The following is a 21,834-nucleotide window of genomic DNA, read 5'->3' as shown; positions in this document are numbered from 1 at the left end:
GATATTGACTATCTTTGACCTTTGTTTTAAAAAATTTAGACTAGCTAAATCGCTACTCTAGGTACTATTTCTGGTTTTTCTTTTTCAAGCAGGAGTAGACTATCTTTACTTCTGAAGATTTCTAGATTAAACATAGACCCCACCTCTTTCTATTTTACTTTAAATAAGTGTTCTAGTAAGGCTTTCATTTACCTTACGTTCATAATATACTACATTAGTCAGAAAAGGTCAAGAGATTTGACTTTAACTGACTAATATTTTTTTACACTCTTCAAAATACGTCAGCTTCGTCTTATCTACAACCTCTAAGCTATGTTTTGAGCACTTCCTAGTTTGCTCTTTGATTTTCATTGTGTATTTAACGCAAAAACACCCTGAAATATCAGGGTGCTATTCTTACATCAAATATAAAATTGCTAACGTCAAGAGACTTGCTAGAAGTCCTACTCCCCAAAAGAAGAAGTCAACCTTCCACTCGCTCCAAGGATTTCCTTTACCAGACAATCCTCCAAGCTCAAAATGGTGATGGACAGGTGTCATACGGAAAATACGTTTACCACCAGTCATTTTGAAATAGCTGACTTGCATCATGACTGAGGTTGTTTCAAAAACATAAATAATTCCGATAATCAAGAGAGTCCATTCTTGGTGGAGGGCCATAGAGATAGCTGCCAGCATTCCACCGAGAGCCAAACTTCCCACATCTCCCATAAAGACCTTAGCAGGCTTATGGTTAAATACAAAGAAACCAAGCAAACCACCAATCATGGCAAGAATCACTAGTAGGATATCCATCTGACCTTGCACATAGGCAATAACTCCATAGGCAGACAAACTAATCACGACTGAAATACTAGCCAGACCGTCAATGCCGTCAGTCAAGTTGACTGCGTTTGAAAAACCAACTAGCCAGAAAAGGGCGAAGACAATATAGAAAATCCCTAAATGCACTTGGTAGACAAAGACTGAAAGCATATCGCCACCGCGCTCATAGAAAAGGTAGAAAATGACACCACCTAGAAGTTGAAGAGCCAATTTTTGCTTAGGATTCAACCCCTCATTGATTTTACGGAAGACCTTGAGGAAGTCATCTAAAAATCCGATTAAACCATAAAGAACCAAGATGAACAAAATCATTCCCACATTATTGGTCAATTGTTTTGAAAAAAGAGCAACAAGGAAACTCACCACAACTGCAACAATGAGGAAAACAAGTCCCCCCATAGTTGGCGTGCCAGCTTTTGCCTGATGCTGTTTGACATCCTCGTGCATCTGCTGGCCTGTAATTTGCGCCTTTCGATAAAATTGAATAAAGGCCGGAATTCCTACCAAAGTTAGTAAAAATGTCACAATTCCAGCACTGATGGAAATAAACATATTAGTCTCCTAAAGTTAATGTAATTTTTTTGATGTTTTTGATAGCTGTATTAGTCCGAACATCCTGCTTCTGAACGACGGAACCCGAACCTTCAAATTCCAGTTCAATATCCAACCATTTGGCAAAGGTCTCAGCAGTCTCCTTTTTCCAGCCATACATGTCTGGAATTTCTTCTACCTTATCAGATAAAAGGAGAACTTGTTGGTTAGGTGCAAGATTTTTTCCTTCTTCTACAGAAGTCTCTTTAATCTTTGTTCCAGTACCCACAACGATTGGTTGCACAATATTGCGACGTAAGGCTTCTGCCAAATCACCAGGTGAAATATCCTTGACACTAGGCATAGGATAAGGACTTTGTTGACTTACTTGCTCCAAAGCTTTAGCTGTTGTTTGAAGATTGAGAGAGTCTTTCATAGCTGAAGCCCGCTCCAAGATAGGATTGGCAAATTCTCCCAACTGAATACCTGAATAATGTTCAGGTTGTTGGACCGTCACATACAAGATAAAATCAGGATTTTCAGCCGGATTCATCGATACAGCCGAGAAAATATAGTTGGTTAACCCGACTAGATAACCACCATTTTTCTCGTCAGCAATCTGAGCCGTACCAGACTTGAGGGCTACATTTTGCCCAGGAACAGTTACAGTTGGCTTGCCTGTGCTGTGGTTATACATGGTTCCATAAACCGGATCCGTCCCTACCAAAACCATGTTAGTACGAGTTAGACTAGCTGCATCTTTAGAAACAGGATTTCCCACAATTTCTTTTTGAGATTTCCGAGCAGTTTGATCATTTGGATCATAAATGGCACTAATAAATTTAGGCTCCAGCATGACACCGTCATTAGCAATAGCGGTAAAGGCACGAATCATTTGCGTCTGGGTCACTGAAATCCCTTGTCCAAATGAGCTTTGCGCAATGTTGACAATATTATCCGCAGGAAGTTGCCCAGCATACTCATCCGTCAAACCGAAACGGGTCGGAACACCAAATTTAAAACGATTAAGATAATCAAGCCAGGTAGCATCTCCCATCTTTTGCTCAAGGAGGGTCATCCCAACGTTACTTGAGTGTGCAAAACCTTGAGAAAAAGTCATCATACCACCGACGGTCAAACCTTCATTAACGTCCCAATCTCGAGTCGTCACATCCGCTATTTTTAATTCGCTGCTATTGAAGTATTCTCCACCTGGGAAGGTATTGTTATCAATAGAAGAAGCTAACGTCATGACCTTCATGGCTGATCCTGGTTCATAGTTACTTTGATAAAGAATATCACGCCAAACAAAGTCCTCTGTAATGCCTTCTTTTGTATCTGCATCAAAGGTCGGTCGTTGCGTCGTTGCGAGTATCTCTCCCGTTTTAGCACTGACCAAAGTCGCTGTCATATACTTTCCTTTTACCTTCTCTTGAAAAGCATCCATCTGGGTTTCCATAAAGGACTGGAGGGGGCTGGAAATGGTTGTGTAAATATCCTTACCATCCACCGTTTGCTGGGAAACTTGTTCTGTTCCGGGTACAATATTACCCAGACGATCCTTTTCATAGGTAATAATGCCGTCTGTCCCTGCAAGAATACTGTTCAAGGAACTCTCCATTCCAGAAGTTCCCAGCAAACTCTTGCTACCATCCTCATTTTCATGGAGTTGGGCTAAACCAATAAAACTAGAGGCAAATTGTCCATTTGGATAGCTTCTGTTTGGGCTAGTTGTAAAGTCAATTCCTTCAACACTAGCGTCTTTCAAATCCTTTTTAATAGCCATCATATTGGCATAGGTAATCCCATTTCCTTTTGCACCAAAAGAAACTTGGGTCAGATTCGGTTGAGACAATTGTTCTTTAACATAAGTCTCGTCCATATCCAGATACTTATGGAAAACCTCTGCTACCTTATTAAACTGGGCATCTTCTACATAAAGAATTTTTCCCGTTGCTGATTTGTATTTTTTATCAATGACAGCATAGACATTATAGGAGGTTGCGTCCTCAGCAATCGGGACTCCATTTCGGTCATAAATAGTCCCACGTTTGGCAGGGACTGTACGAGTTATTTGGTGAACTTTCTTAGCCTCTTTGACTAGATCCGTTCCAAATTTACTACCACTTCCGATAATAACAGCAAAATTGACCAAAAAGACAGCGAAAAGTACGACAGCTAACAAGCTGATGTACTTCCCCACTATTTTACGGTTTTCTGCTGGAGATTTACGGTTTCTAATCGCAAATCGGGTTATTCTTTTTGTCCACTTCATATCTTACTCCGCTGATCGAATATTCTCGTTATTCAATTTTAAGTCCTTAGAATTTGCGATTTCTTTCAAGCGTTCTGCCCTCAACAATTCATTTACCTCTTGTTTGGCATCATCCAACTCTGTCTTCTTCTCCTCTATCTGCGCATTGATTTTTGTCAAATCATTTTGTACTTGTAGGAGTCGAGTCTGCATAAAGATAATACTAAGCGCCAAAACGAGAGCTGTAAACGCAATGGAAAGATAAAAAGCCTTCTCCACACGGGAGAATTTTTTTATACGACTCTGCAAGAATTGACTGGTTGTTTCTTTTTTATCTACCATTTTTTCCTCTTACTTGTGAATTTTTCTGGCCACGCGCAACTTAGCTGAGTGCGAGCGGTTATTGGCTTCTAATTCTTCTGCACTTGGCAAGATTGGCTTACGGGATACCAATTCCATCTTGGGCTTGAGATCATCTGGGATGAAAGGCAAACCTTTTGGAACTTCCACCGTTGAAGCTTCCTTGAATAATTGCTTGGTCAAGCGGTCTTCTAGTGAATGAAAGGTAATCACTGAAATTCTACCATCTAGAGCCAACATCTCCATAGCCTGCTGAATGGATTCATCTGCCGCTCCCAGTTCATCATTTACTTCAATTCGAATAGCCTGGAAAATCTGCTTGGCAGGATGACCCTTCTTCTTGAGCTCCTTGGCAGGTTTGGCCGACTTGATAATTTCTGCTAACTCAGTCGTTGTCTCGATTGGCTTCACTTCACGTGCTTGTTCAATCTTACGCGCAATCTGTTTAGAGAATTTGTCCTCACCATACTTGAAGAAAATACGAACCAAGTCATGATAGTCATAGTGGTTTACCACTTCATAGGCTGTCAGACTAGCATCCTGATTCATCCGCATGTCCAATGGTGCATCCTTTTTATAAGAAAAACCACGCTCACGCTGATCCAACTGAGGACTAGACACTCCCAAGTCATAACAAATTCCATCAATTTCCTGAACACCAGCTTCGCGCAAACGTGCCTGTAAATGACGGAAGTTATCCTTGATAAAAGTCACCATTCCCTTTTCAATGTAAGGTGCCAAGCGTTTTTGCGCATTGTCAATGGCATTCTGGTCTTGGTCAAAGGCATAGAGATGGCCTTTTTCACTTAATTTACTTAATAAATATTCGCTATGGCCTGCTCCACCCAAAGTCGCATCAACGTAGATACCGTCAGGCTTTACGTCGAGCATATCAATCGTCTCGTGGAGTAAGACCGTTACATGATGAAATTCTTTTGTCATATCTTATCTATTTTACCACAAATCTGACTAGCTTGCACTAGTCAGACAAATAGGCCAAAAACAAGTAAGATTTCTTTAAGAAATATGTCAAATATGCTTGACATTCGCTCTATAGAAGAATATAATGTAGTCAAATATATACGACACAAATCAGAAAGGAGAACAGATGAATCGTGTGAAAGAATTTCGCAAGGAACTGGGCATTTCCCAGCTCGAGCTCGCCAAGGATATCGGTGTCTCGAGACAGACCATCAACATGATTGAGAACGACAAGTACAACCCAACTCTGGAACTCTGTCTCAATCTCGCCCGCAGCCTCCAAACTGACCTCAACAGTCTCTTTTGGGAGGATGATTTTTAAAAAAGGAGCCAACACATGAAAAAAGAAACCTTCACTGAAAAACTCATCAAGCGCACATACGGTATTTCTGATCCACTTGACGAATACAAACGACGCGAGGCAGACCGTATAGGTAACCAAGTCTTTATCTTCCTTTTTTATCTGATGATTTTCGGAAATCTTATTCCGCTCGTTCTGGCCTATAAATATCCTCAACTAGTGGCTCTAGTCTATCCTCCTCTAATTTTAGTGATTGCCCTCATCGCTGCTGGCTATGTCACCTACCAAATGAAAAAAACAGGGATTACAGCTATTGATCCAGATATGCTGAGCGAGAAAGAAAGTAAGCAACTACACTACCCAGGTCTTAAAGCAGGTTTGTTCTTTGGTCTATGGATGTTTTTTATAACTCCTCTTCTCAGTATACTCATAGGTGAAGGTCAGGACTATTTTCATTCTCTCCTCACTATAAGAAATGGTGTATCAAGCATTCTCGGTTCTATTTTCTTCGGAGCGAGCATACAGTTCCTCATCTCCCGTCGCATTGCAAAAACTAAGAAAGATCAAGATGAGGATTAGGAGATGCCTTATGAAAAAAGAACAGAAACAGTTACGTTATCCTAGTCTGAAAGCAGGTTCGATTTATGGAACAGTGATATTTTTTATAATTCCACTCATTGATACCCTAACAAGTGAAAATCCAAATTTTATCACTTCTCTTCTAAATACAAAACATATTTTTAAAACTATACTGGGAGCTTTCTTTTTCGGAGTGATGATACATATTGTCGACTCACTTCGTATTGCAAGAGCTAAAAAAGACCAGGATTAGGAGGTACCTATGAAATCACTACTAACTTTACTGACCTATCATCTTTTGTTCAGTTCTCTGCTCATCTTCATCATCATTTCAGGGAACTTGCCAATCAGCGAGATATTCCTCGGGCTAGTCTTTATTCCAGCCCTTAACAAAGGACTGACTTATCTAAAGATTGACTCCCAAAAAACGCGCATACTCAACTTAGCACTATACTTTATAATTCTATCTTTTCCACAACTGATGCTCATCTCAAGCGATTGGAAATATTATTTACTGCTGACTATCGCTAGCCTTTCTTCTATCACTTATCTTTATTATCTCTATCAATTCGTTAAAGAAGTCAATCAAAAACCGCTCATTTAGGAGGTTACTAACATGAAAAAAGAAGACTTAACCACTCGCCTACTCCGAAATCTCTTTCATATCCAAGGCCCTTTTGATGAATGCCGGCAAGAGATTATCTACAAGGCTTGTGCCCGTTCCATGGTCCAAATCGTTTATTCTTCCTTCTTTCTCTTCTTGTTTTATCTGTTATTTGGACGCTTCATAGAGGTCGTTCGCTATGCCATGCCCTACATTTTCTTTGGTCTGATTTATTTCATTACTTTAAAAACTCAAAGGGCCGTCAAAGAACTCCATCTGGAAAAAGATGACAAGTCAGAAATCATCCTTAAAACCTACAGCAAGAGCCAAATCAAATTCCGAAGCTGGGTTGTGTTTATCGGTCTTCAGATTGGCCTCTTTACCCTACTCATCTTTCATAAAGTCATCGTTCAGCAGATGTCACTTCCAGATTTTGGAAAGTTACTCATGCAATTCGATAAAAGTGTTCCTTTACTGATGTATGGTCTAATTATCGGTAGCATTTTTGGAACCCTGACCTACGGCTTTCTATCCCTACAGGAGGAGAAAACGTCTAAAAATACCAAGCAGAAAGAGAAAAGCAAACAATGACCTCAATCTACGATTTTTCAGTCTTAAATCAAGACAATCAAGAAACCCCATCCAATGGAAATTTCCAATATTCCTAGTCGTAACCATCATCTCAAGTTTGGTCTACTTCTATAACTTTTATCAAGTAGTTAAAGAAGTAAATCAAAAACAGTTGATTTAGGAGATTACTCCCATAATTTCTCATTTTATAGACAAATAATCCCATCCAGCTCATGCTAGATGGGATTATTTTATTTCTTAACAGAGGTTGCCAGTTATTTCCCTTTCATCTTAGAAAGTCGACTCTTTCCAACTCACACTACAATCCAAGACTTGTTGCCTTTCTTCTTGATTGAGGCCTTCAATCTGGTCAATCAAAATCTTTGTAGCCTGTTGTCCTTCTTCAAAGGCGGGCTGAACCAACGTCGAAACACTTGGAGAAGAAAAGCAAGTCCACTCCGTATTGTCAAAACCAATCAACCCAACTTGTGGCAAGTTATAATTCAACTCTTTGATAACGGTAAAGACTGGAGGTAGGGCCCAACAGTTAGGAACAAATACCAGAGTTTTTTCATCGGGATTGATTTCTTTTTGTAAAAATTCCTTAATTTGTTCCAAATTCGTATGCTTATCTTCAATGGTTAGCCTAGCGTGGCGCATATTAGCATCTGTTAAAGCATCCACAAAACCACTTGCCCGCTCAATCCGAGTACTCAAACGACTCGTATCCGCTGTAATCAAGAGAAAATGCTCATAACCTTTTTCGATACAGGACTGGGTCATATCATAAACGGCATCATAGTTATTGGTTTTGACCCAGCTAGTCCGGTGTTCATAGAGCCGACTATCAAAAAAGACCATTTTCTTCTTTTTCTCATCGATGATACGAGAATATTTTCGGAAATTAGAGGTCGGCTGAATAATAAAGCCGTCTACTCCCAAGAGAAGCATGCTTTCAATATACCTGTCCTCACTCTCTTGGCTGTAGTTACTATTTCCTATCATTACCTGGTAGCCATTCTGGCTGGCGATATCCTCAATTCCCTTAACAATTTGGGTTGAGAAACTGTTGGTAATATCACCAATCAAAACACCAATTAATTTTGTTCGTTTGGAGTTTAAGCTACGCGCAACAATGCTCGGTTTGTAATTTGTTTCATGAATAACTTTTTTAATCTTTTCACGTGTCTCTTGGGACATTTTTTCATATTTCCCGTTTAGGTAAAATGACACGGTTGTTTTCGAGGTCTGAGCCATTTCTGCAATATCTTTTATGGTCAGTTTCTTCTCCAATCTAAAACACCTCCTACTAATACCCATTATAACATATTCACTATTCAAAACGTCTATTTCTAGCACTGCAAGCGAATCATTCTCTCATTTATTTTATCATATACTAGACATTTTCCACGCATTTTTGTTCCGTCAACGAGGCATAATTTTTCACCTACACAAATATCCTCGCTTAATAACAGAATCAGCTTGTCTGTTTCGTCATTTTTCACTTCAAAAGCCAGAGCATTTTCTACTTGATGACCATCTGTCTGGTAGACAGAATGACGGATGATTTCAAAACTCTCATGCGCAATGATTGTATAATCCAGCATCTGATTCTCAAAGAATTGGTGTTTGATGAGTTTGCTACTTTTTTCAAGCTCGTTGTATTTAGGAGAAATGATCGTAGCTTCCAAATCAAAATCAACTTCACTCCATAGTTTCAACTGATTGATTTTCCCATCTTGATAGGTCACATCCTTGTCAAGGATAAACTGAGTCAACGCCTCATGCTGACCTTGACACCTGATATCATCTACCAAGAGCCATACATCCTCTGCCAACATGAGGATTTTTCTCCTGTGAAGATAAGGCAAATCAGGTTCTGCTGACAAATACGCCCCCTCAATATAATGCACTCCCTCTCTTTCTTTGTGGTGACAAAACAGGGAGTGAGGATAGTATTCATATTCCCAGGATCCCACGATCCTTTCTGGAGCTTTCCCATCTACTATACAGGTCGAATGACTCCAAGCACTCTTTAAGAGATAACGTTCATCTACCTCCCGATAAGAATAACGCCCAGTATCTATGAAAATCGGTTGGCCTTGATACTGTAAGCAAAAACTATTCTCGTCACTATGGCTATGGGCACTTCCCAGCGGACCGTTTTTAAAAAATAGATAACGATGTTCATCCTTAATGCAAACATGCCCAGAATCTTCAAAGCTCCTGAACTTAGGCTGCCAAGCTCTCTTTTCAAATTCCTGCAGTCGCTTGACCTTTTCTCGCCCCAGGAACAGGAGGCTAAGTAAATCGACTTTAACATCCAGACCGTTAAGAAGGTCTTCCTTGTTCAAAACCATAGCAGACAGGCTCAAAATCTCTGTCGTTTCTGTAGAATCGCTATCACCAAAAGCCAAGGTCCGTCCATCTAGACCTGTCATCATTTGAATGTAAGTCGCCATCTTTTCCAGCAGCTCTTGAAAGCTATCTTGCAAGTCCGGAAGCAAGAGACACAAGTCCAGCAAGGCTTTATAAACCTCTACATGATAGAGAATCGACTGTTCAAACTGACTTCCATCCTCTAAAATCTGCGTCTCGATCTGCTGTTTCAACTCCTTTGAAGCAAAATGGTAAGCTTCTTCTAGGTCCATCTTATCTGAAAAGAAATGATAGGTTGCAAGTATCGGAATCGTTTGTAAAATCCCCCAGTTACTAAGGGTGTACTTGGCGCGATAATGGCTTTTCATAAAGTCAATCTGCTTTTCTAGACTGACCAAAATTTTCTCTAGTTCTTCCTCCTCTAGCAAGTCAAATTTCAAGAGGAGCAAGAGTAGTTTCAACCAAGTAAAGGAACGAATACCCGTATCCAAGGTTCTAGTCATCAAAGATTGAGGACGAAATTCTCTCACCTGCTCAATCCAGTCAAATAGAAAGAACTTGCACTTTTGGATATAGCCCTTATCTCCTTCTACCAGGTACCCTATCATAAACTGCAAGAGATATTCTTGTCGATTGAGCATATAAGCCCATTCTGGATCATCTTCAAATACTTGATTCCACACCATCGGCTGGATTTGATGGATTTTTGAACAAGGTTCCATATCCCAAGGACTATCAAACATAAAACGATTGTCCATCAAGCGCTCAAGGGAACTCTTGACTTTCTCATAGTCTTTTGAACAGTGGGACAAGATATAATCACGATATTGGTCCCCATCAATTCTTTCAAAAAATTGTCTTCTTTCTTCTTTCATTATCTATTACCAGAAAAAGAACTACTTAAAAAGCAGTTCTTTTGTCTTTCCCATTACACTTTCCTTTTCTACATAGATGACCACACCTTTTGCAATCTGCAAGGAGACCAAGTCATCTTTGATAGAAATGATTTTTCCATGAATTCCAGACAATAACAACACTTCATCACCAGATGTTAAAGAAGCTAAATACTCTTGTCGTTGCTCCATCTGTTTGCGAAGCAACTTTTGCTGACGAATAGAATGAAAGCTTGACAGTAAAAGGGGACTCACTGCCAAGACAATCACTATTCCATAAAACAATGTTGTATCCATTAAGCTAGAATCTTAAGCCAGCTTCCGATAATTCCGATGATAACTGTTAAAATAACGAGTTTATATGTTGTCCATTTCTTTTCTTTGATCAAGTAGTAAACTAAAAGTGTAAATAGGGCTGGTAGAAGAGCTGGAGCAACCTTATCAAGCATTCCCTGAATACTTACGATACTTTGTTTAGCGTCTGCTTTAACTTCCCCTGCAGCAAAGGTGATCGGCACCATAATCTTAACAGATGTCGCTGCCAAACCAGCAATTACGGTTACACCAATAATATTGGCAATACGAGAAATCGTTGCCATCTGCTCACTTAGTTTATCAATCACAGTCGTTCCTAGTTTGTATCCATACAGACCAGTTGACAATTTAATCGCTGTCAAAATCGTATTCATCGCTAGGAAGAACAAGATTGGACCGACAACCAGGCCTTCTTGAGCAAATGAAGCTGCAATCGTTGAGAACAATGGGGCTAAACAGAATTGTGAAAGAGAATCCCCAATACCTGCCAACGGTCCCATTAAGGCCATCTTGATACTACGTGTTTCTTTTGCCGGACGGCCATTTTCCAACATTACAAGATGCAAGCTGGTAATAAAAGGCAGGAAGTGTGGGTTGGTATTATAGAATTCACAGTTTTCTTCCAAGGCTTGGTAGAAACCTTCCTGATCCTCTCCATAGTGTTTTTTCAAAGCAGGATACATCACATTGGCATATCCCAACCCTTGATAGTTACTATAGTTAAATCCATTTTGACAAAAGAATGCCCGCAAAGACGTTTTAAGATAATCACGTTTTGTTAATTTGTTAGATCCAGTCATCGTGTGCTTCCTCCTCTACCACATGATTCGCTGTTTTTGGCTTGTTATAAAATTCAATCAAAGCAAAGATAGTACCTACAATTGCAATACCAATTGTTGGGATGTTTAGATAAGCTGCACAAACATATCCCAACAAGACAAAGGGAATCAACTCTTTCTTAGCCATCACTGACAAGATCATCGCAAAACCGATAGCTGGGAGCATTTTACCAGCAACTGTCAAACCTGTAAGCAATACCGGTGGAATGTAGTCTACGAGTTTCAACAAGGTATCCATTGAAAGGGCACCCAAGCAACCCAAGGTAAATCCAATAAAGGCAAACAACCAAATTGTTGCATTTAGAGTGAACTTGAATTTCTTCAAATTATGGTTTTTCAAGTGCTTCATCGCCGTTTCAGGCGCACCAGCACGTACAGTGTAGGCGAAAGTTTGTAAGAATTGAATCGCCACAGCAATCGGAGTAGAGAGGGCAAGAGCCGCTTCTGGACTGACTTTACCAGCACTAGTGATAGCCATCAAGGTACCAAAGATACCAGGTCCGATTGGGTTTGGTGGAACAGTACCTCCAGCACCAACACCGAATCCCATATAAGCCAATTCACCAATAGCTCCCATTGCAAGAGCAGTAGGCAAATCACCTAGAATAATTCCGACACCAAATGACAGAACAATACATCTATTGGTGTAAATTCCTAACAGCATTCCACTAAAACAGAAAGCTGTCCATAATCCAATTAAAATCGCTTGAAATACATTAATCGACATAACGATCTCCTCTTTTAAATATAGTCCATAATGTTGACTTCAACAGCTCCATCATTTCCTGTTGGAGTTGTTTTCGTATTAAATGTTACTTGATAAGTTTGGTTCAATTCCTTGAGGGCTGCCTTGTCCTCTTCACCCAGGAAGATGGAGCGTGTCACTTGCTCTTTACCAGGGGCATTGTGAATGTTCCCAATATTGATTTCTTTGATAGGGACACCACCTTCTACCAAGGTTAAAGCGTCCTTTACATCCTTTACAACGATAAAGATCGTTTGAGCAGGATTGGCCTTGTGAATGATATCAATCACCTTTTGCAAAGGGAAGAAACGCATGGCAACTGAGTCTGGCACAACTGTTTTCATCAGAGTTTGTTGCATCTTGTCCGTGCTTACTTCATCATTGGCAACAATGACCGTATTACAACCTAGGTATTTTACCCAAAGTTGTCCTTGTCCATGAATCAACCGTTCATCGATACGGGTCATAATAATATTTGGCATTGTCATATTTCTCCTCCTACCAATATAGGTTCCAATCCTTGTAGAAACGGATAAGGGCTTCTAGGTAATAGTAGTCACCCCAGATATTGCCTTCGTCCACTCCTTTACCTGAATGCCATGAGTACACACCGTGGAGGAGACTTGTCCCACCAGGGGTAAATTGATCATTTGCATAATGTTCGATCAAAGAACGAAGCATGGCATGCATAGCATGTTTATAAATATCTTTGTCAGCATCCACCTCTGGGAGATGTTTTAGCATTTCATGAATCCCACAGACAGCGATAGCTGTTGCTGAAGAATCTCGTGATTGATCACTACCATCATTAAAAATCAAATCCCAATAAGAAACATGATCTTTTGGCAGACGATTCAAGAAATAATTGGTTACACCCTTAAACAAGTCAAAGCAGGACTCGTCTTTCAGGTGACGATAAGTCAAAGGAATACCATAGACTCCCCATGATTGACCACGTGCCCAGCATGAATCATCACTATACCCTTGTCTCGTTACACCTTTAAGGGGTTGACCTGTCTCAGGATCAAAGTAGAAGGTGTGGAAGGACGAAGCGTCATCACGGATTACATTATTAGCTGAAACATAGAAATGGCTTTCTGCAATATCGTAGTATTTTTGATCGCCTGTTTCTTGATAAGCAAAGAATAAGAGTTGGATGTTGAGCAAGCAGTCGATAATCAAACGGTAATGCTCTTTCTTGCCCAAGTCTCCCCAAGCTTGAATAAAACCACCTTTTTCTTGATAGCGTTCAATCAACTTATCTGCAGCTTTCAAGGCTGCCTCTCTGGCCTCTCCATCTCCATTTATCTTATATTCAGCCATACAAGACGGTGTGTACAAGAAGCCGAGATCATGGTGATCCAATTCTACTCTCTTATTGACACGATCCAGGAAAGAAAGAACATTTTTATGAGCGATGTTTTTAAATTCATCCTGTTGACTGTATTCATAAGCCAACCACAGTTCTCCTGTCCAGAAACCATTGGTCCATTCCGTATTATCCATGATTGGATAGACATTATCAAAGGTAGCTGGCGTCGGGAAATCTTCCTTGAAATAGTCAAGGTTGAGTTCTAACTGCCGAATAACCTTATCGATTGCCTGGCCGACTTCTTCTTTCGTCAGAAGTGGTACTTCTAAGAAGCGCTCAGGCGATTTTATTTCTTCAATCGTAACCTTTTTTATCATTCTTTTACCCTTTAAATACCCGATTCGAAATCTTCTTCCTCTTCCTCTGCATCCGTTGAAAACAATTCTTTACCATTTACGACTCCGCCCTGAGCCGCCACTACTGATTTATTAACAACCTCATCAAAGCTATGAGCCATTCTAGCAAAGACTGCTTCCATTAACATAGCTAAGTTCAAACCCGAGAGAACATTCATTGTTTTGGCTGGATTTTCTCCCATTATGGTAGAAGAAACCTTGAATGGCGATCCTCCCAAGAGATCACTTAGGATTAAAACTTCTTCTTCATTTGAAATTGCAAGTAAGATTTTTTGCTTGAGTTCATCTGCTGACATTCCTTCCACAAAGTCAATCGCCTCCACATTTTCTTGATTGCCTGCAATCAATTGTAAAGAACTATAAATCCCTGTGGCAAAATGTCCATGCCCTACAAGTACAATTTTCATCTTTTCTCCTTTCTTTTTTGAGTTTACCGGTTTACTCTATATTTTACATTGTAGACCTTTATTTTTATCTTGTCAATAGTTTTTTCAAAAAAAATATTAGCGCTTTCATTGCTTATTTAACCATTACAATAGACAGAAACTTCAAAATCTTCCGTTTTTTTAGGAAAACAAAGATTTTCAGAAATAAAAATATTTAATTATTGACAAAACCGGTTTACTAGAATATAATTTGGTTATAGAGAAGTCTTAACAAATTTGAAAGGAAGTATCAAATGACAAATACATCATTCTCAATTGAGCAGTTTTCTTTAAAAGGAAAAATTGCTCTCATCACCGGCGCTTCTTATGGAATTGGATTTGCTATTGCCAAATCCTACGCTGAGGTCGGCGCTACTATTGTCTTTAATGATATCAATCAAGACCTGGTCAATAAAGGGATTGAAGCTTATCGTGAAGTTGACATCGAAGCCCATGGGTATGTCTGTGACGTGACAGACGAGGACGGTATCCAAGCCATGGTCAAGCAAATCGAACAAGAGGTTGGTGTCATTGACATCCTCGTTAATAACGCTGGTATTATCCGCCGCGTTCCAATGTGCGAAATGAGCGCCGCTGATTTCCGTAAGGTCATCGATATTGACTTAAACGCACCATTTATCGTTTCAAAAGCAGTCATTCCTTCTATGATAAAGAAAGGGCATGGAAAGATTATCAATATTTGCTCGATGATGAGCGAACTGGGACGTGAAACGGTTAGCGCTTATGCTGCCGCTAAAGGCGGCTTGAAAATGTTGACCCGCAACATTGCGTCTGAATACGGTGGAGCCAATATCCAATGTAACGGAATCGGACCGGGTTATATTGCCACTCCTCAAACAGCACCTCTTCGTGAGTTGCAAGAAGATGGTTCTCGTCATCCATTCGACCAGTTCATCATTTCAAAAACACCTGCTGCACGTTGGGGAAATCCTGAAGATTTAATGGGCCCTGCTGTCTTTCTCGCTAGTGACGCTAGCGACTTTGTCAATGGCCACATCCTATATGTAGATGGCGGTATCTTAGCCTACATCGGAAAACAACCTGAGTAAAAATAGAAAGAGGATCTTATGAAAATCGCATTAATCAATGAAAATAGTCAAGCTAGTAAGAATCACATTATTTATGATAGTCTAAAAGAAGCGACAAATAAAAAAGGCTACCAATTATTTAACTATGGTATGCGTGGAGAAGAAGGTGAAACCCCATTAACATACGTACAAAACGGCCTAATGGCTGCCATCCTTTTAAATACAAAAGCAGTCGACTTTGTTGTTACCGGCTGTGGTACGGGTGTAGGAGCTATGCTTGCTTTAAACAGCTTCCCTGGTGTTGTCTGTGGTCTAGCAGTGGACCCAACTGACGCTTACCTTTATTCTCAAATCAATGGTGGTAACGCCTTGTCTATCCCTTATGCCAAAGGATTTGGCTGGGGGGCAGAACTGACCCTCAAATTAATGTTTGAACGCTTATTTGCTGAAGAAATGGGCGGTGGCTACCCAAGAGAACGTGTAGTCCCTGAACAACGCAACGCTCGTATCTTAAACGAGGTGAAACAAATCACCCACAATAATTTGATGACCATCCTTAAAACAATCGACCAAGACTTTCTCAAAGACACCATCTCTGGCAAATACTTCCAAGAATACTTCTTTGAAAACTGCCAAGATGATGAAGTCGCTGCTTATTTGAAAGAAGTATCAGCCAAGTAAAGCTATTCTAAACCAGAAAGGAACTAATGGATGACGAAAATATTACTGTTTGGCGAACCATTAATTCGAATCTCACCATTAGATGCCACCAGTATCGGCGATCATGTTGCCAGTTCGACTTATTTTGGCGGATCAGAAATTAACATCGCTTGTAATTTGCAAGCCCTGGGTATCTCAACGAAAGTCTTTACCGCACTCCCTGCCAACGAGATTGGAGATCGTTTTCTCACATTCTTGAAACAGCACCAAATCGATACCAGTTCAATCTGTCGGCTTGGCGATCGAATCGGCCTCTACTTTTTGGAGAACGGCTTTGGTTGTCGTCAAAGTGAAGTTTTCTACGATCGTAAGCATACGAGTATCAGCCAGATTCGGCCAAACATGCTAGATATGGATTCTCTCTTTCAGGGGATTGGCCATTTTCATTTTAGTGGAATCACTGTAGCTATCGGTCAAGAGATTCGTACGCTCCTTCTCCTACTCTTGGAAGAAGCCAAGCGCCGAGGGATTATCGTTTCAATGGATCTCAATCTGAGAACAAAGATGATTTCAGTCCTAGAAGCCAAGTATGAATTTTCTAAGTTTGCACGTTTCGCTGACTATTGCTTTGGTATTGATCCTCTCATGATTGATGACCAAAATCTAGAGATGTTCCCAAGAGACAGAGCCAGCCTAAAAGAGGTGGAAAATCGCATGCGACAATTAAAAGAAGCCTATGGTTTCAAGGCCATTTTCCATACCCTCCGCTCTAGTGATGAACAAGACAAAAATGTCTATCAGGCCTATGCTCTGGGAGAACGATTTGAAGAGTCTGTCCAACTAAAAACTGCAGTCTATCAACGAGTTGGTAGCGGGGATGCCTTTATATCTGGTGCCCTTTATCAACTACTCCATCATTCCTCCTTAAAAACTACCATTGACTTTGCAGTTGCGAGCGCAACTCTCAAATGTACTCTTCCAGGAGACCATCTCTCCACTTCCGAAACTAGTATTGAAAAATTACTGGCAAATGCACAAGATATCATTCGTTAGGAGAATTACATGACCAAATCAGATACGATTATTGAACTAAAAAAACAAAAAATTGTCGCTGTTATTCGAGGAAATACAAAGGAAGAAGGACTGCAAGCCTCAATTGCTTGTATCAAGGGAGGTATCAAAGCTATTGAAATCGCCTATACCAATCAGTATGCAGGGCAAATCATCAAGGAACTTGTAGACTTGTATCAGGACGATCAAAGTGTTTGTATCGGTGCAGGTACTGTGATTGATGCCGTAACTGCTAGAGATGCTATTCTAGCCGGAGCAAATTACGTTGTTTCTCCATCTTTCTATGCTGAAACTGCAAAAATGTGCAATCTCTACAGCACACCGTACATTCCAGGCTGTATTACTCTCACAGAGATAACGACTGCACTTGAAGCTGGTAGTGAAATCATTAAACTCTTCCCAGGTAGTGCTCTCAGTCCAGCATATATCTCTGCAGTCAAGGCACCGATCCCACAAGTTTCCGTAATGGTAACCGGAGGAGTCGGCCTAAACAACATTCCTCAATGGTTCGCTGCTGGTGCAGACGCCGTTGGAATTGGTGGCGAACTCAATAAACTCGCTTCCCAAGGCGACTTTGACCGCATTAGCGAGATTGCCCAACAGTATGTTACACTCAGATAAAATGAAGTGAAAAAAATCCGAAGATGTTTGACCTTCTTCGGATTTTTTCTATTTTCCACAGTTTCATGTGATTCATCTTAGATGATGAACAAATCAGTTATTCTTTCCTCTACGGAATAGATAAGCCGCCCCAAGTAGCAAGAGCCCTAGACTTGCCAAGATTGACTGACCTTCTCCTGTCTGAGGGAGATTCTTTTGATCCGAATGGTTCTTTTCTTCTTCAGATTTTTCCTTTTCTTTTGAATCCTGAGTTTGTGGTTGAGCTACTTGTTCTAACTTTTTAAAGACTTCCTGATCTGGAGCTGATTCCTGGGTTTCAGGATTGTAGTAGGCAACCTTATAGTCATACCCTTCTTTTCGAATGGTATAGACCCCACGTTTCAAGACTTGGAATTGGTTGGAAATAGTAGAAACAGAATCATCATATTTCACAATGCCCCAAACTCCTTGTTTGGCATCATAAACAGACTGAAGGGTCTCATTGTTATCGATGAGACTACTTTCTAACTCTTTTACCATTTGATTGAAGATGGCACAATCCACGTTAGGGATGAGCATATAGTCATAAGAATCCCCATTTTACTTATGAGCCTGACTAATCGTAAGAAATTCATTTTCAACTTCCTTGTCTGACTGTCCTTCATTGATATCCTTCCAAGATCCCTTTTGGACAGTCTTACTCATACTGATTGAACTCTTCTTAAAGAAAAAGTAACCAATATTCTTTTTCGAATCGGACGATTCTAAGAAGACACTTTGGGTTTCAGGATAATCCTTTTCTTGTTCCGTGAGGGAGGCTTCTTTATCATTGACATAGACTTTATATGGAACACTTGATTCCAGTTTTCTCTGGTCAATTGTAGTTGCAGCAGTATCTGTTGAAGTGTTTTGGATATTGCTTCCTAAAAAGGCGATCTTATCCTTCAGTATAAACCAGCTCTTATGAGCAGTCAGTGTTTGATTCCAGTTAGTGAAATCCATGGTTGCTGTCACATTGGCCTCATCTAGTTTGCTCGTTCCAACGAAAGCAGACGGTAGAACTTTACCTGTATCACTATCCGATCTCTTAGCATCTGTTTCTGTCGTACCAGGCATCTTATATGGATTAACTGTTGGCCAATAGCCATCGCTATAGTGACTCAAATCGCCATTGTAAAGATAGAACATCCCATCACTCGTATACCAACCACGTTTGTTTTCCTTGTTCATGTGTTCGTAATTCAAGGTACGACTGGAAAAGAGTGACAAGCCAAATCCAAACCCTTTCTCTGCATTGTACATGGCTGTTTTACCCATCTTATTAAAGGCAGATAGGTAACTGATTCTTGGAACACTTGCGACTCCAGCATCGTTTAACAAAGATTGCATCAAACTGATATCCTTATAAGTCTTCAAATTCTTAAAGACATCATAATAACTATCCGATTGAACAATGGTCTTCACAAGACTCTGCAAACGTTGTTTGGTTTCTCCTTCAGACATATCCGCTATCCGGTGAATCCCTCTTAGCACTTCTACTACGGCCACGTGCCCCTCGCAATTTGCACGACTGATCGAGCGTCCACGACTCATATCCATCAACTCTCCATTCACCAGCAAAGGGGCAAACGATTTATCAATCCAGTGGTACATAGTTTGCATTTTATCTTTATTGATTGGGCTCTTGGTCTTTTGAATGACTGGCAACAGTTGAGACAGGCCAGCAATCAAGAGATCCCCATAAGCACCTGTATAGGCAACATTGGTGTGGTCAATATAGAATCCATCTTGATAAAAACCTTCACCTTGGTCTACCAACTTGAACACTTGCTCAATCGAACGAATGGTAGAAGAAATTTCTTGGTCATCCTTGCGCAGTAAACCAGCTATTACTTTTACCCTTCCCATATCCACTAAGTTTCCACCTAGGGACTTAAATGGGTTATCAGTCGTCTTTCGGAAATATTCGGGATCTGGCGCAAATTTTTCAATCACATCTCTATACTTTTTAATTTCCTCATCAGAGAAGTATTCTTTCATCAGAGACAAGGTATTGTTGATGGCACGAGGTATACTGATTTCATAATCCCGCCAACTCCCAACAATGCTTTTTTCACTATTGTAGACATGTTTATGCATCCATTCCATGGAATCCCTAACTGTTCGAATAACGGTTTCATCCTGATAATAACGAAAAGAAGGATTGGTCACTTGCTTGGTCATCTCCTCCAATTTCCGATAAGTGGCAGTTAGATTCGCAGACGTTTTATAATTTGAAAATTTTTCCCACAAATAGGTGCGGCCCGCCTGACTTGAAATACTGGATAGGCTATCAGCCACCTTTCCTTCCAGTTCCTGGTTTAATTTGGCCATCTGTTCATTTTTAGAATCATAGTATTTATTCCCAGCGATGATACCATTCCAGTCATCCAAACGGGCTGTGTATGCATCCTTAACAGAGGCTAGAATCTTCAAAGGAATCTTTTTCACCTCCTTGCCATTTTTACTGACAATGACATTGATTGTCCCTTCCTTAAGAGGTTCTAAAATTCCATTTTTGACTGAAGCAAAATCAGGATTTTCTACCTTATAAGTATAGTCTGCAAGAGCAAAGACATGTTTTTTCCCAATTGGTAAATCAATCTTTTCCTCGAGCTGTTTATCTGTTTGAGAATCCTCAGAAGGCTGGTCTGCTACCTCTACCAGCTCAATATCCTTAAAAGAAATAGTCCCAGTTCCCGTTTCATAGAATAACTCCAGCTTGATTTTATCAACATCTAAAGTCGGGCTATAGTCTGCTTCAATGGTCTTCCAGTCCTTTGTTCCTGACGTCGTTCCAAAATTCCACAATTGCTTGTCCTTACCACTTTCCTAAATGATACGAACCTTAGCAATCCCGACTTTATTATCTGTTTTAATCTTGAAACGCAGTTTATACTTTTTCTTAGCTTCAATAGGAACCATACGGTGAACCACTGCCCTTAATTTCTCATGGCTTGAGATAGTGATAGCCCCATCCTTAGCCTCAATAACTCGAGTTGAGGTATCTGCAGAACTATTCTTCTGGTCTGCCCAAGCTGACCACCCCTGAGCTTTGCTTCCTGTCCACGGACTGCTTCCGTCCTCCGTCTGACCAAAATCACCATTTTCAACTAAATTTTTGTATCCCTTTGCTGATACTGAACTTCTGGCTTTTCTGAATGGTATTCGTAGTCGTTTCTTTCGCTCCAACTGTCAGATAATGATGTAATAAAAATCCTGATAAAACAAGTGAAGACAAACTCACAATGAGTTTCTTTGTTTTTGTTTGCATGTATACACTCCAATAAATCAATAGGAACTAAATCTCAAATTAGAGATTTATAGCAACTAAGTAACCCGGCTTAATTAAACCACACCATTTTTTTAAGCTGTTCGTAAACGGTTTCTATTGTATCAAGGACCTATTTTTCAACAACATCTTCCATCCGACTCGACGAAAAAAGTAAAAACTGTTACAATGTAGAAAAAGAAAAGAGGCCCTCATGACTTCACTTTATGATTTTTCCGTTTTAGGCCAAAACAACCAATCAACTCCCTTGGAAAGCTATCGTGGTAAGATTCTCTTGGTTGTCAACACTGCTACTGGATGTGGTTTAACGCCCCAGTACCAAGAACTTCAAGAACTCTATGATCACTATCAAGAACAAGGTTTTGAGATTTTAGACTTCCCTTGCAATCAGTTTATGGGACAAGCACCAGGTAGCGCAGAGGAAATCAACACCTTCTGTAGCCTACATTATCAGACCACCTTCCCACGTTTTGCCAAAATCAAGGTCAACGGTAAGGAGGCAGATCCTCTCTATGTCTGGTTAAAAGACCAGAAATCTGGCCCACTGGGAAAACGAATTGAATGGAATTTCGCTAAGTTTCTCATTGGTCGTGATGGAACAGGTCGTTGAACGCTTCTCTTCCAAAACAGACCCCAAACAAATTGAAGAGGCCATACGAACCCTACTATAATTTCACAATCTCACTATGATTAGGTTTCCTTTAGCCTAATGAATAGTGGGATTTTTTGATGGGCTTTGACTTAAATAGAAAAACACCCCATGATATGAAACATGAAGTGTTGTAAAGTCTATG

The 21,834-nt window shown here is 40.2% G+C and carries 21 protein-coding genes and 2 pseudogenes; 10 read left to right on the top strand and 13 right to left on the bottom strand.

Annotated elements, in window-relative coordinates; all coding sequences use genetic code 11:
* Positions 1–396: 396 nt before the first annotated feature.
* The 4 genes from mraY to rsmH are packed head-to-tail and all read right to left on the bottom strand — an operon-like array spanning position 397 to position 4,912.
* Entirely contained in the window at positions 397–1,377 is a 981-nt protein-coding gene (gene mraY / locus HT685_RS02845; protein ID WP_173226265.1) for a phospho-N-acetylmuramoyl-pentapeptide-transferase, read from the bottom strand.
* A 1-nt stretch (position 1,378) separates the two neighbouring features.
* Positions 1,379–3,631: a penicillin-binding protein PBP2X gene (gene pbp2X / locus HT685_RS02840; RefSeq protein ID WP_173251334.1), complete on the bottom strand. Its 2,253-nt coding sequence runs from the start codon at positions 3,629–3,631 to the stop codon at positions 1,379–1,381.
* 3 nt (positions 3,632–3,634) lie between these two features.
* Positions 3,635–3,952 carry a cell division protein FtsL gene (ftsL, locus tag HT685_RS02835; protein WP_000227825.1) on the bottom strand — a complete coding sequence of 106 codons (318 nt, stop codon included), beginning with the start codon at positions 3,950–3,952 and terminating at the stop codon, positions 3,635–3,637.
* A gap of 9 nt (positions 3,953–3,961) precedes the next feature.
* A complete protein-coding gene (rsmH, locus tag HT685_RS02830; protein WP_000159402.1) occupies positions 3,962–4,912 on the bottom strand; it encodes a 16S rRNA (cytosine(1402)-N(4))-methyltransferase RsmH in 951 nt (316 codons plus the stop codon).
* A gap of 166 nt (positions 4,913–5,078) precedes the next feature.
* On the opposite strand from rsmH, the gene HT685_RS02825 reads away from it, so the two are divergent.
* The 5 genes from HT685_RS02825 to HT685_RS02805 are packed head-to-tail and all read left to right on the top strand — an operon-like array spanning position 5,079 to position 7,026.
* A complete protein-coding gene (locus HT685_RS02825; protein ID WP_001082470.1) occupies positions 5,079–5,273 on the top strand; it encodes a helix-turn-helix transcriptional regulator in 195 nt (64 codons plus the stop codon).
* 15 nt (positions 5,274–5,288) lie between these two features.
* A complete protein-coding gene (locus HT685_RS02820; RefSeq protein WP_173226260.1) occupies positions 5,289–5,831 on the top strand; it encodes a DUF3278 domain-containing protein in 543 nt (180 codons plus the stop codon).
* A gap of 10 nt (positions 5,832–5,841) precedes the next feature.
* Positions 5,842–6,084: a hypothetical protein gene (locus HT685_RS02815; RefSeq protein WP_173226258.1), complete on the top strand. Its 243-nt coding sequence runs from the start codon at positions 5,842–5,844 to the stop codon at positions 6,082–6,084.
* A 9-nt stretch (positions 6,085–6,093) separates the two neighbouring features.
* The gene (locus HT685_RS02810; protein WP_173226256.1) at positions 6,094–6,435 is read left to right on the top strand and encodes a hypothetical protein; all 342 of its coding nucleotides are present in this window, start codon (positions 6,094–6,096) and stop codon (positions 6,433–6,435) included.
* A 12-nt stretch (positions 6,436–6,447) separates the two neighbouring features.
* Positions 6,448–7,026, top strand: coding sequence for a DUF3278 domain-containing protein (locus HT685_RS02805; protein WP_173226254.1), 579 nt, complete (start codon positions 6,448–6,450; stop codon positions 7,024–7,026).
* A gap of 270 nt (positions 7,027–7,296) precedes the next feature.
* Here the strand turns inward: HT685_RS02805 and HT685_RS02800 are convergent, their stop codons facing one another.
* Genes HT685_RS02800 through HT685_RS02765 form a run of 8 tightly spaced genes read right to left on the bottom strand, consistent with a single transcriptional unit; the run spans position 7,297 to position 14,311 of the window.
* Positions 7,297–8,298 carry a LacI family DNA-binding transcriptional regulator gene (locus tag HT685_RS02800; RefSeq protein WP_000412459.1) on the bottom strand — a complete coding sequence of 334 codons (1,002 nt, stop codon included), beginning with the start codon at positions 8,296–8,298 and terminating at the stop codon, positions 7,297–7,299.
* A 59-nt stretch (positions 8,299–8,357) separates the two neighbouring features.
* The gene (locus HT685_RS02795; RefSeq protein WP_173226252.1) at positions 8,358–10,259 is read right to left on the bottom strand and encodes an alginate lyase family protein; all 1,902 of its coding nucleotides are present in this window, start codon (positions 10,257–10,259) and stop codon (positions 8,358–8,360) included.
* A gap of 21 nt (positions 10,260–10,280) precedes the next feature.
* A complete protein-coding gene (locus tag HT685_RS02790) occupies positions 10,281–10,574 on the bottom strand; it encodes a preprotein translocase subunit YajC (RefSeq protein ID WP_000381737.1) in 294 nt (97 codons plus the stop codon).
* Positions 10,574–11,392 carry a PTS system mannose/fructose/sorbose family transporter subunit IID gene (locus HT685_RS02785; RefSeq protein ID WP_000148013.1) on the bottom strand — a complete coding sequence of 273 codons (819 nt, stop codon included), beginning with the start codon at positions 11,390–11,392 and terminating at the stop codon, positions 10,574–10,576. The genes HT685_RS02790 and HT685_RS02785 overlap by 1 nt, the downstream gene beginning before the upstream one ends.
* The gene (locus tag HT685_RS02780; RefSeq protein ID WP_000026611.1) at positions 11,379–12,158 is read right to left on the bottom strand and encodes a PTS mannose/fructose/sorbose/N-acetylgalactosamine transporter subunit IIC; all 780 of its coding nucleotides are present in this window, start codon (positions 12,156–12,158) and stop codon (positions 11,379–11,381) included. Before HT685_RS02780 ends, HT685_RS02785 begins: the two co-directional genes overlap by 14 nt.
* A 14-nt stretch (positions 12,159–12,172) precedes the next feature.
* Complete coding sequence (locus HT685_RS02775; protein ID WP_000178619.1) at positions 12,173–12,664, bottom strand: PTS system mannose/fructose/N-acetylgalactosamine-transporter subunit IIB; 492 nt, start codon at positions 12,662–12,664, stop codon at positions 12,173–12,175.
* 10 nt (positions 12,665–12,674) lie between these two features.
* On the bottom strand, positions 12,675–13,865 hold the full coding sequence (locus HT685_RS02770) for a glycoside hydrolase family 88 protein (protein ID WP_000592923.1): 1,191 nt from the start codon (positions 13,863–13,865) through the stop codon (positions 12,675–12,677).
* Positions 13,866–13,876: 11 nt separating this feature from the next.
* Entirely contained in the window at positions 13,877–14,311 is a 435-nt protein-coding gene (locus tag HT685_RS02765) for a PTS sugar transporter subunit IIA (protein WP_000706826.1), read from the bottom strand.
* Positions 14,312–14,583: 272 nt separating this feature from the next.
* Between HT685_RS02765 and HT685_RS02760 the strand changes: the two genes are divergently transcribed.
* The 4 genes from HT685_RS02760 to HT685_RS02745 are packed head-to-tail and all read left to right on the top strand — an operon-like array spanning position 14,584 to position 17,730.
* Complete coding sequence (locus tag HT685_RS02760) at positions 14,584–15,399, top strand: gluconate 5-dehydrogenase (RefSeq protein WP_173278941.1); 816 nt, start codon at positions 14,584–14,586, stop codon at positions 15,397–15,399.
* 18 nt (positions 15,400–15,417) lie between these two features.
* Positions 15,418–16,059, top strand: coding sequence for an RpiB/LacA/LacB family sugar-phosphate isomerase (locus HT685_RS02755; protein WP_173226248.1), 642 nt, complete (start codon positions 15,418–15,420; stop codon positions 16,057–16,059).
* Positions 16,060–16,089: 30 nt separating this feature from the next.
* Positions 16,090–17,091 carry a sugar kinase gene (locus tag HT685_RS02750; RefSeq protein WP_173226246.1) on the top strand — a complete coding sequence of 334 codons (1,002 nt, stop codon included), beginning with the start codon at positions 16,090–16,092 and terminating at the stop codon, positions 17,089–17,091.
* A gap of 9 nt (positions 17,092–17,100) precedes the next feature.
* Positions 17,101–17,730, top strand: a complete 630-nt coding sequence (locus HT685_RS02745; RefSeq protein ID WP_173226244.1) for a bifunctional 4-hydroxy-2-oxoglutarate aldolase/2-dehydro-3-deoxy-phosphogluconate aldolase — start codon at positions 17,101–17,103, stop codon at positions 17,728–17,730.
* A 93-nt stretch (positions 17,731–17,823) separates the two neighbouring features.
* Here HT685_RS02745 and HT685_RS02740 read toward each other — a convergent pair.
* A pseudogene (locus HT685_RS02740) lies at positions 17,824–21,022 on the bottom strand (LPXTG-anchored hyaluronate lyase).
* A gap of 211 nt (positions 21,023–21,233) precedes the next feature.
* Here HT685_RS02740 and HT685_RS02735 point away from each other — a divergent pair.
* Positions 21,234–21,711 (top strand): annotated as a pseudogene (locus HT685_RS02735) (glutathione peroxidase).
* Positions 21,712–21,834 lie beyond the last annotated feature (123 nt).

The sequence above is a fragment of the Streptococcus sp. 5004 genome, from assembly GCF_013276755.1.
Lineage (GTDB): Bacteria > Bacillota > Bacilli > Lactobacillales > Streptococcaceae > Streptococcus.
Note: the sequence above shows the minus strand (reverse complement) of the source record. Positions and strands in the feature narration are given on the sequence as shown.

What these genes read in the sequence shown, in the direction of transcription:
- mraY (WP_173226265.1), bottom strand. Translation starts at nt 1,377, where the DNA reads ATGTTTATTTCCATCAGTGCTGGAATTGTGACATTTTTACTAACTTTG.
- pbp2X (WP_173251334.1), bottom strand. Translation starts at nt 3,631, where the DNA reads ATGAAGTGGACAAAAAGAATAACCCGATTTGCGATTAGAAACCGTAAA.
- ftsL (WP_000227825.1), bottom strand. Translation starts at nt 3,952, where the DNA reads ATGGTAGATAAAAAAGAAACAACCAGTCAATTCTTGCAGAGTCGTATA.
- rsmH (WP_000159402.1), bottom strand. Translation starts at nt 4,912, where the DNA reads ATGACAAAAGAATTTCATCATGTAACGGTCTTACTCCACGAGACGATT.
- HT685_RS02825 (WP_001082470.1), top strand. Translation starts at nt 5,079, where the DNA reads ATGAATCGTGTGAAAGAATTTCGCAAGGAACTGGGCATTTCCCAGCTC.
- HT685_RS02820 (WP_173226260.1), top strand. Translation starts at nt 5,289, where the DNA reads ATGAAAAAAGAAACCTTCACTGAAAAACTCATCAAGCGCACATACGGT.
- HT685_RS02815 (WP_173226258.1), top strand. Translation starts at nt 5,842, where the DNA reads ATGAAAAAAGAACAGAAACAGTTACGTTATCCTAGTCTGAAAGCAGGT.
- HT685_RS02810 (WP_173226256.1), top strand. Translation starts at nt 6,094, where the DNA reads ATGAAATCACTACTAACTTTACTGACCTATCATCTTTTGTTCAGTTCT.
- HT685_RS02805 (WP_173226254.1), top strand. Translation starts at nt 6,448, where the DNA reads ATGAAAAAAGAAGACTTAACCACTCGCCTACTCCGAAATCTCTTTCAT.
- HT685_RS02795 (WP_173226252.1), bottom strand. Translation starts at nt 10,259, where the DNA reads ATGAAAGAAGAAAGAAGACAATTTTTTGAAAGAATTGATGGGGACCAA.
- HT685_RS02790 (WP_000381737.1), bottom strand. Translation starts at nt 10,574, where the DNA reads ATGGATACAACATTGTTTTATGGAATAGTGATTGTCTTGGCAGTGAGT.
- HT685_RS02785 (WP_000148013.1), bottom strand. Translation starts at nt 11,392, where the DNA reads ATGACTGGATCTAACAAATTAACAAAACGTGATTATCTTAAAACGTCT.
- HT685_RS02780 (WP_000026611.1), bottom strand. Translation starts at nt 12,158, where the DNA reads ATGTCGATTAATGTATTTCAAGCGATTTTAATTGGATTATGGACAGCT.
- HT685_RS02775 (WP_000178619.1), bottom strand. Translation starts at nt 12,664, where the DNA reads ATGACAATGCCAAATATTATTATGACCCGTATCGATGAACGGTTGATT.
- HT685_RS02770 (WP_000592923.1), bottom strand. Translation starts at nt 13,865, where the DNA reads ATGATAAAAAAGGTTACGATTGAAGAAATAAAATCGCCTGAGCGCTTC.
- HT685_RS02765 (WP_000706826.1), bottom strand. Translation starts at nt 14,311, where the DNA reads ATGAAAATTGTACTTGTAGGGCATGGACATTTTGCCACAGGGATTTAT.
- HT685_RS02760 (WP_173278941.1), top strand. Translation starts at nt 14,584, where the DNA reads ATGACAAATACATCATTCTCAATTGAGCAGTTTTCTTTAAAAGGAAAA.
- HT685_RS02755 (WP_173226248.1), top strand. Translation starts at nt 15,418, where the DNA reads ATGAAAATCGCATTAATCAATGAAAATAGTCAAGCTAGTAAGAATCAC.
- HT685_RS02750 (WP_173226246.1), top strand. Translation starts at nt 16,090, where the DNA reads ATGACGAAAATATTACTGTTTGGCGAACCATTAATTCGAATCTCACCA.
- HT685_RS02745 (WP_173226244.1), top strand. Translation starts at nt 17,101, where the DNA reads ATGACCAAATCAGATACGATTATTGAACTAAAAAAACAAAAAATTGTC.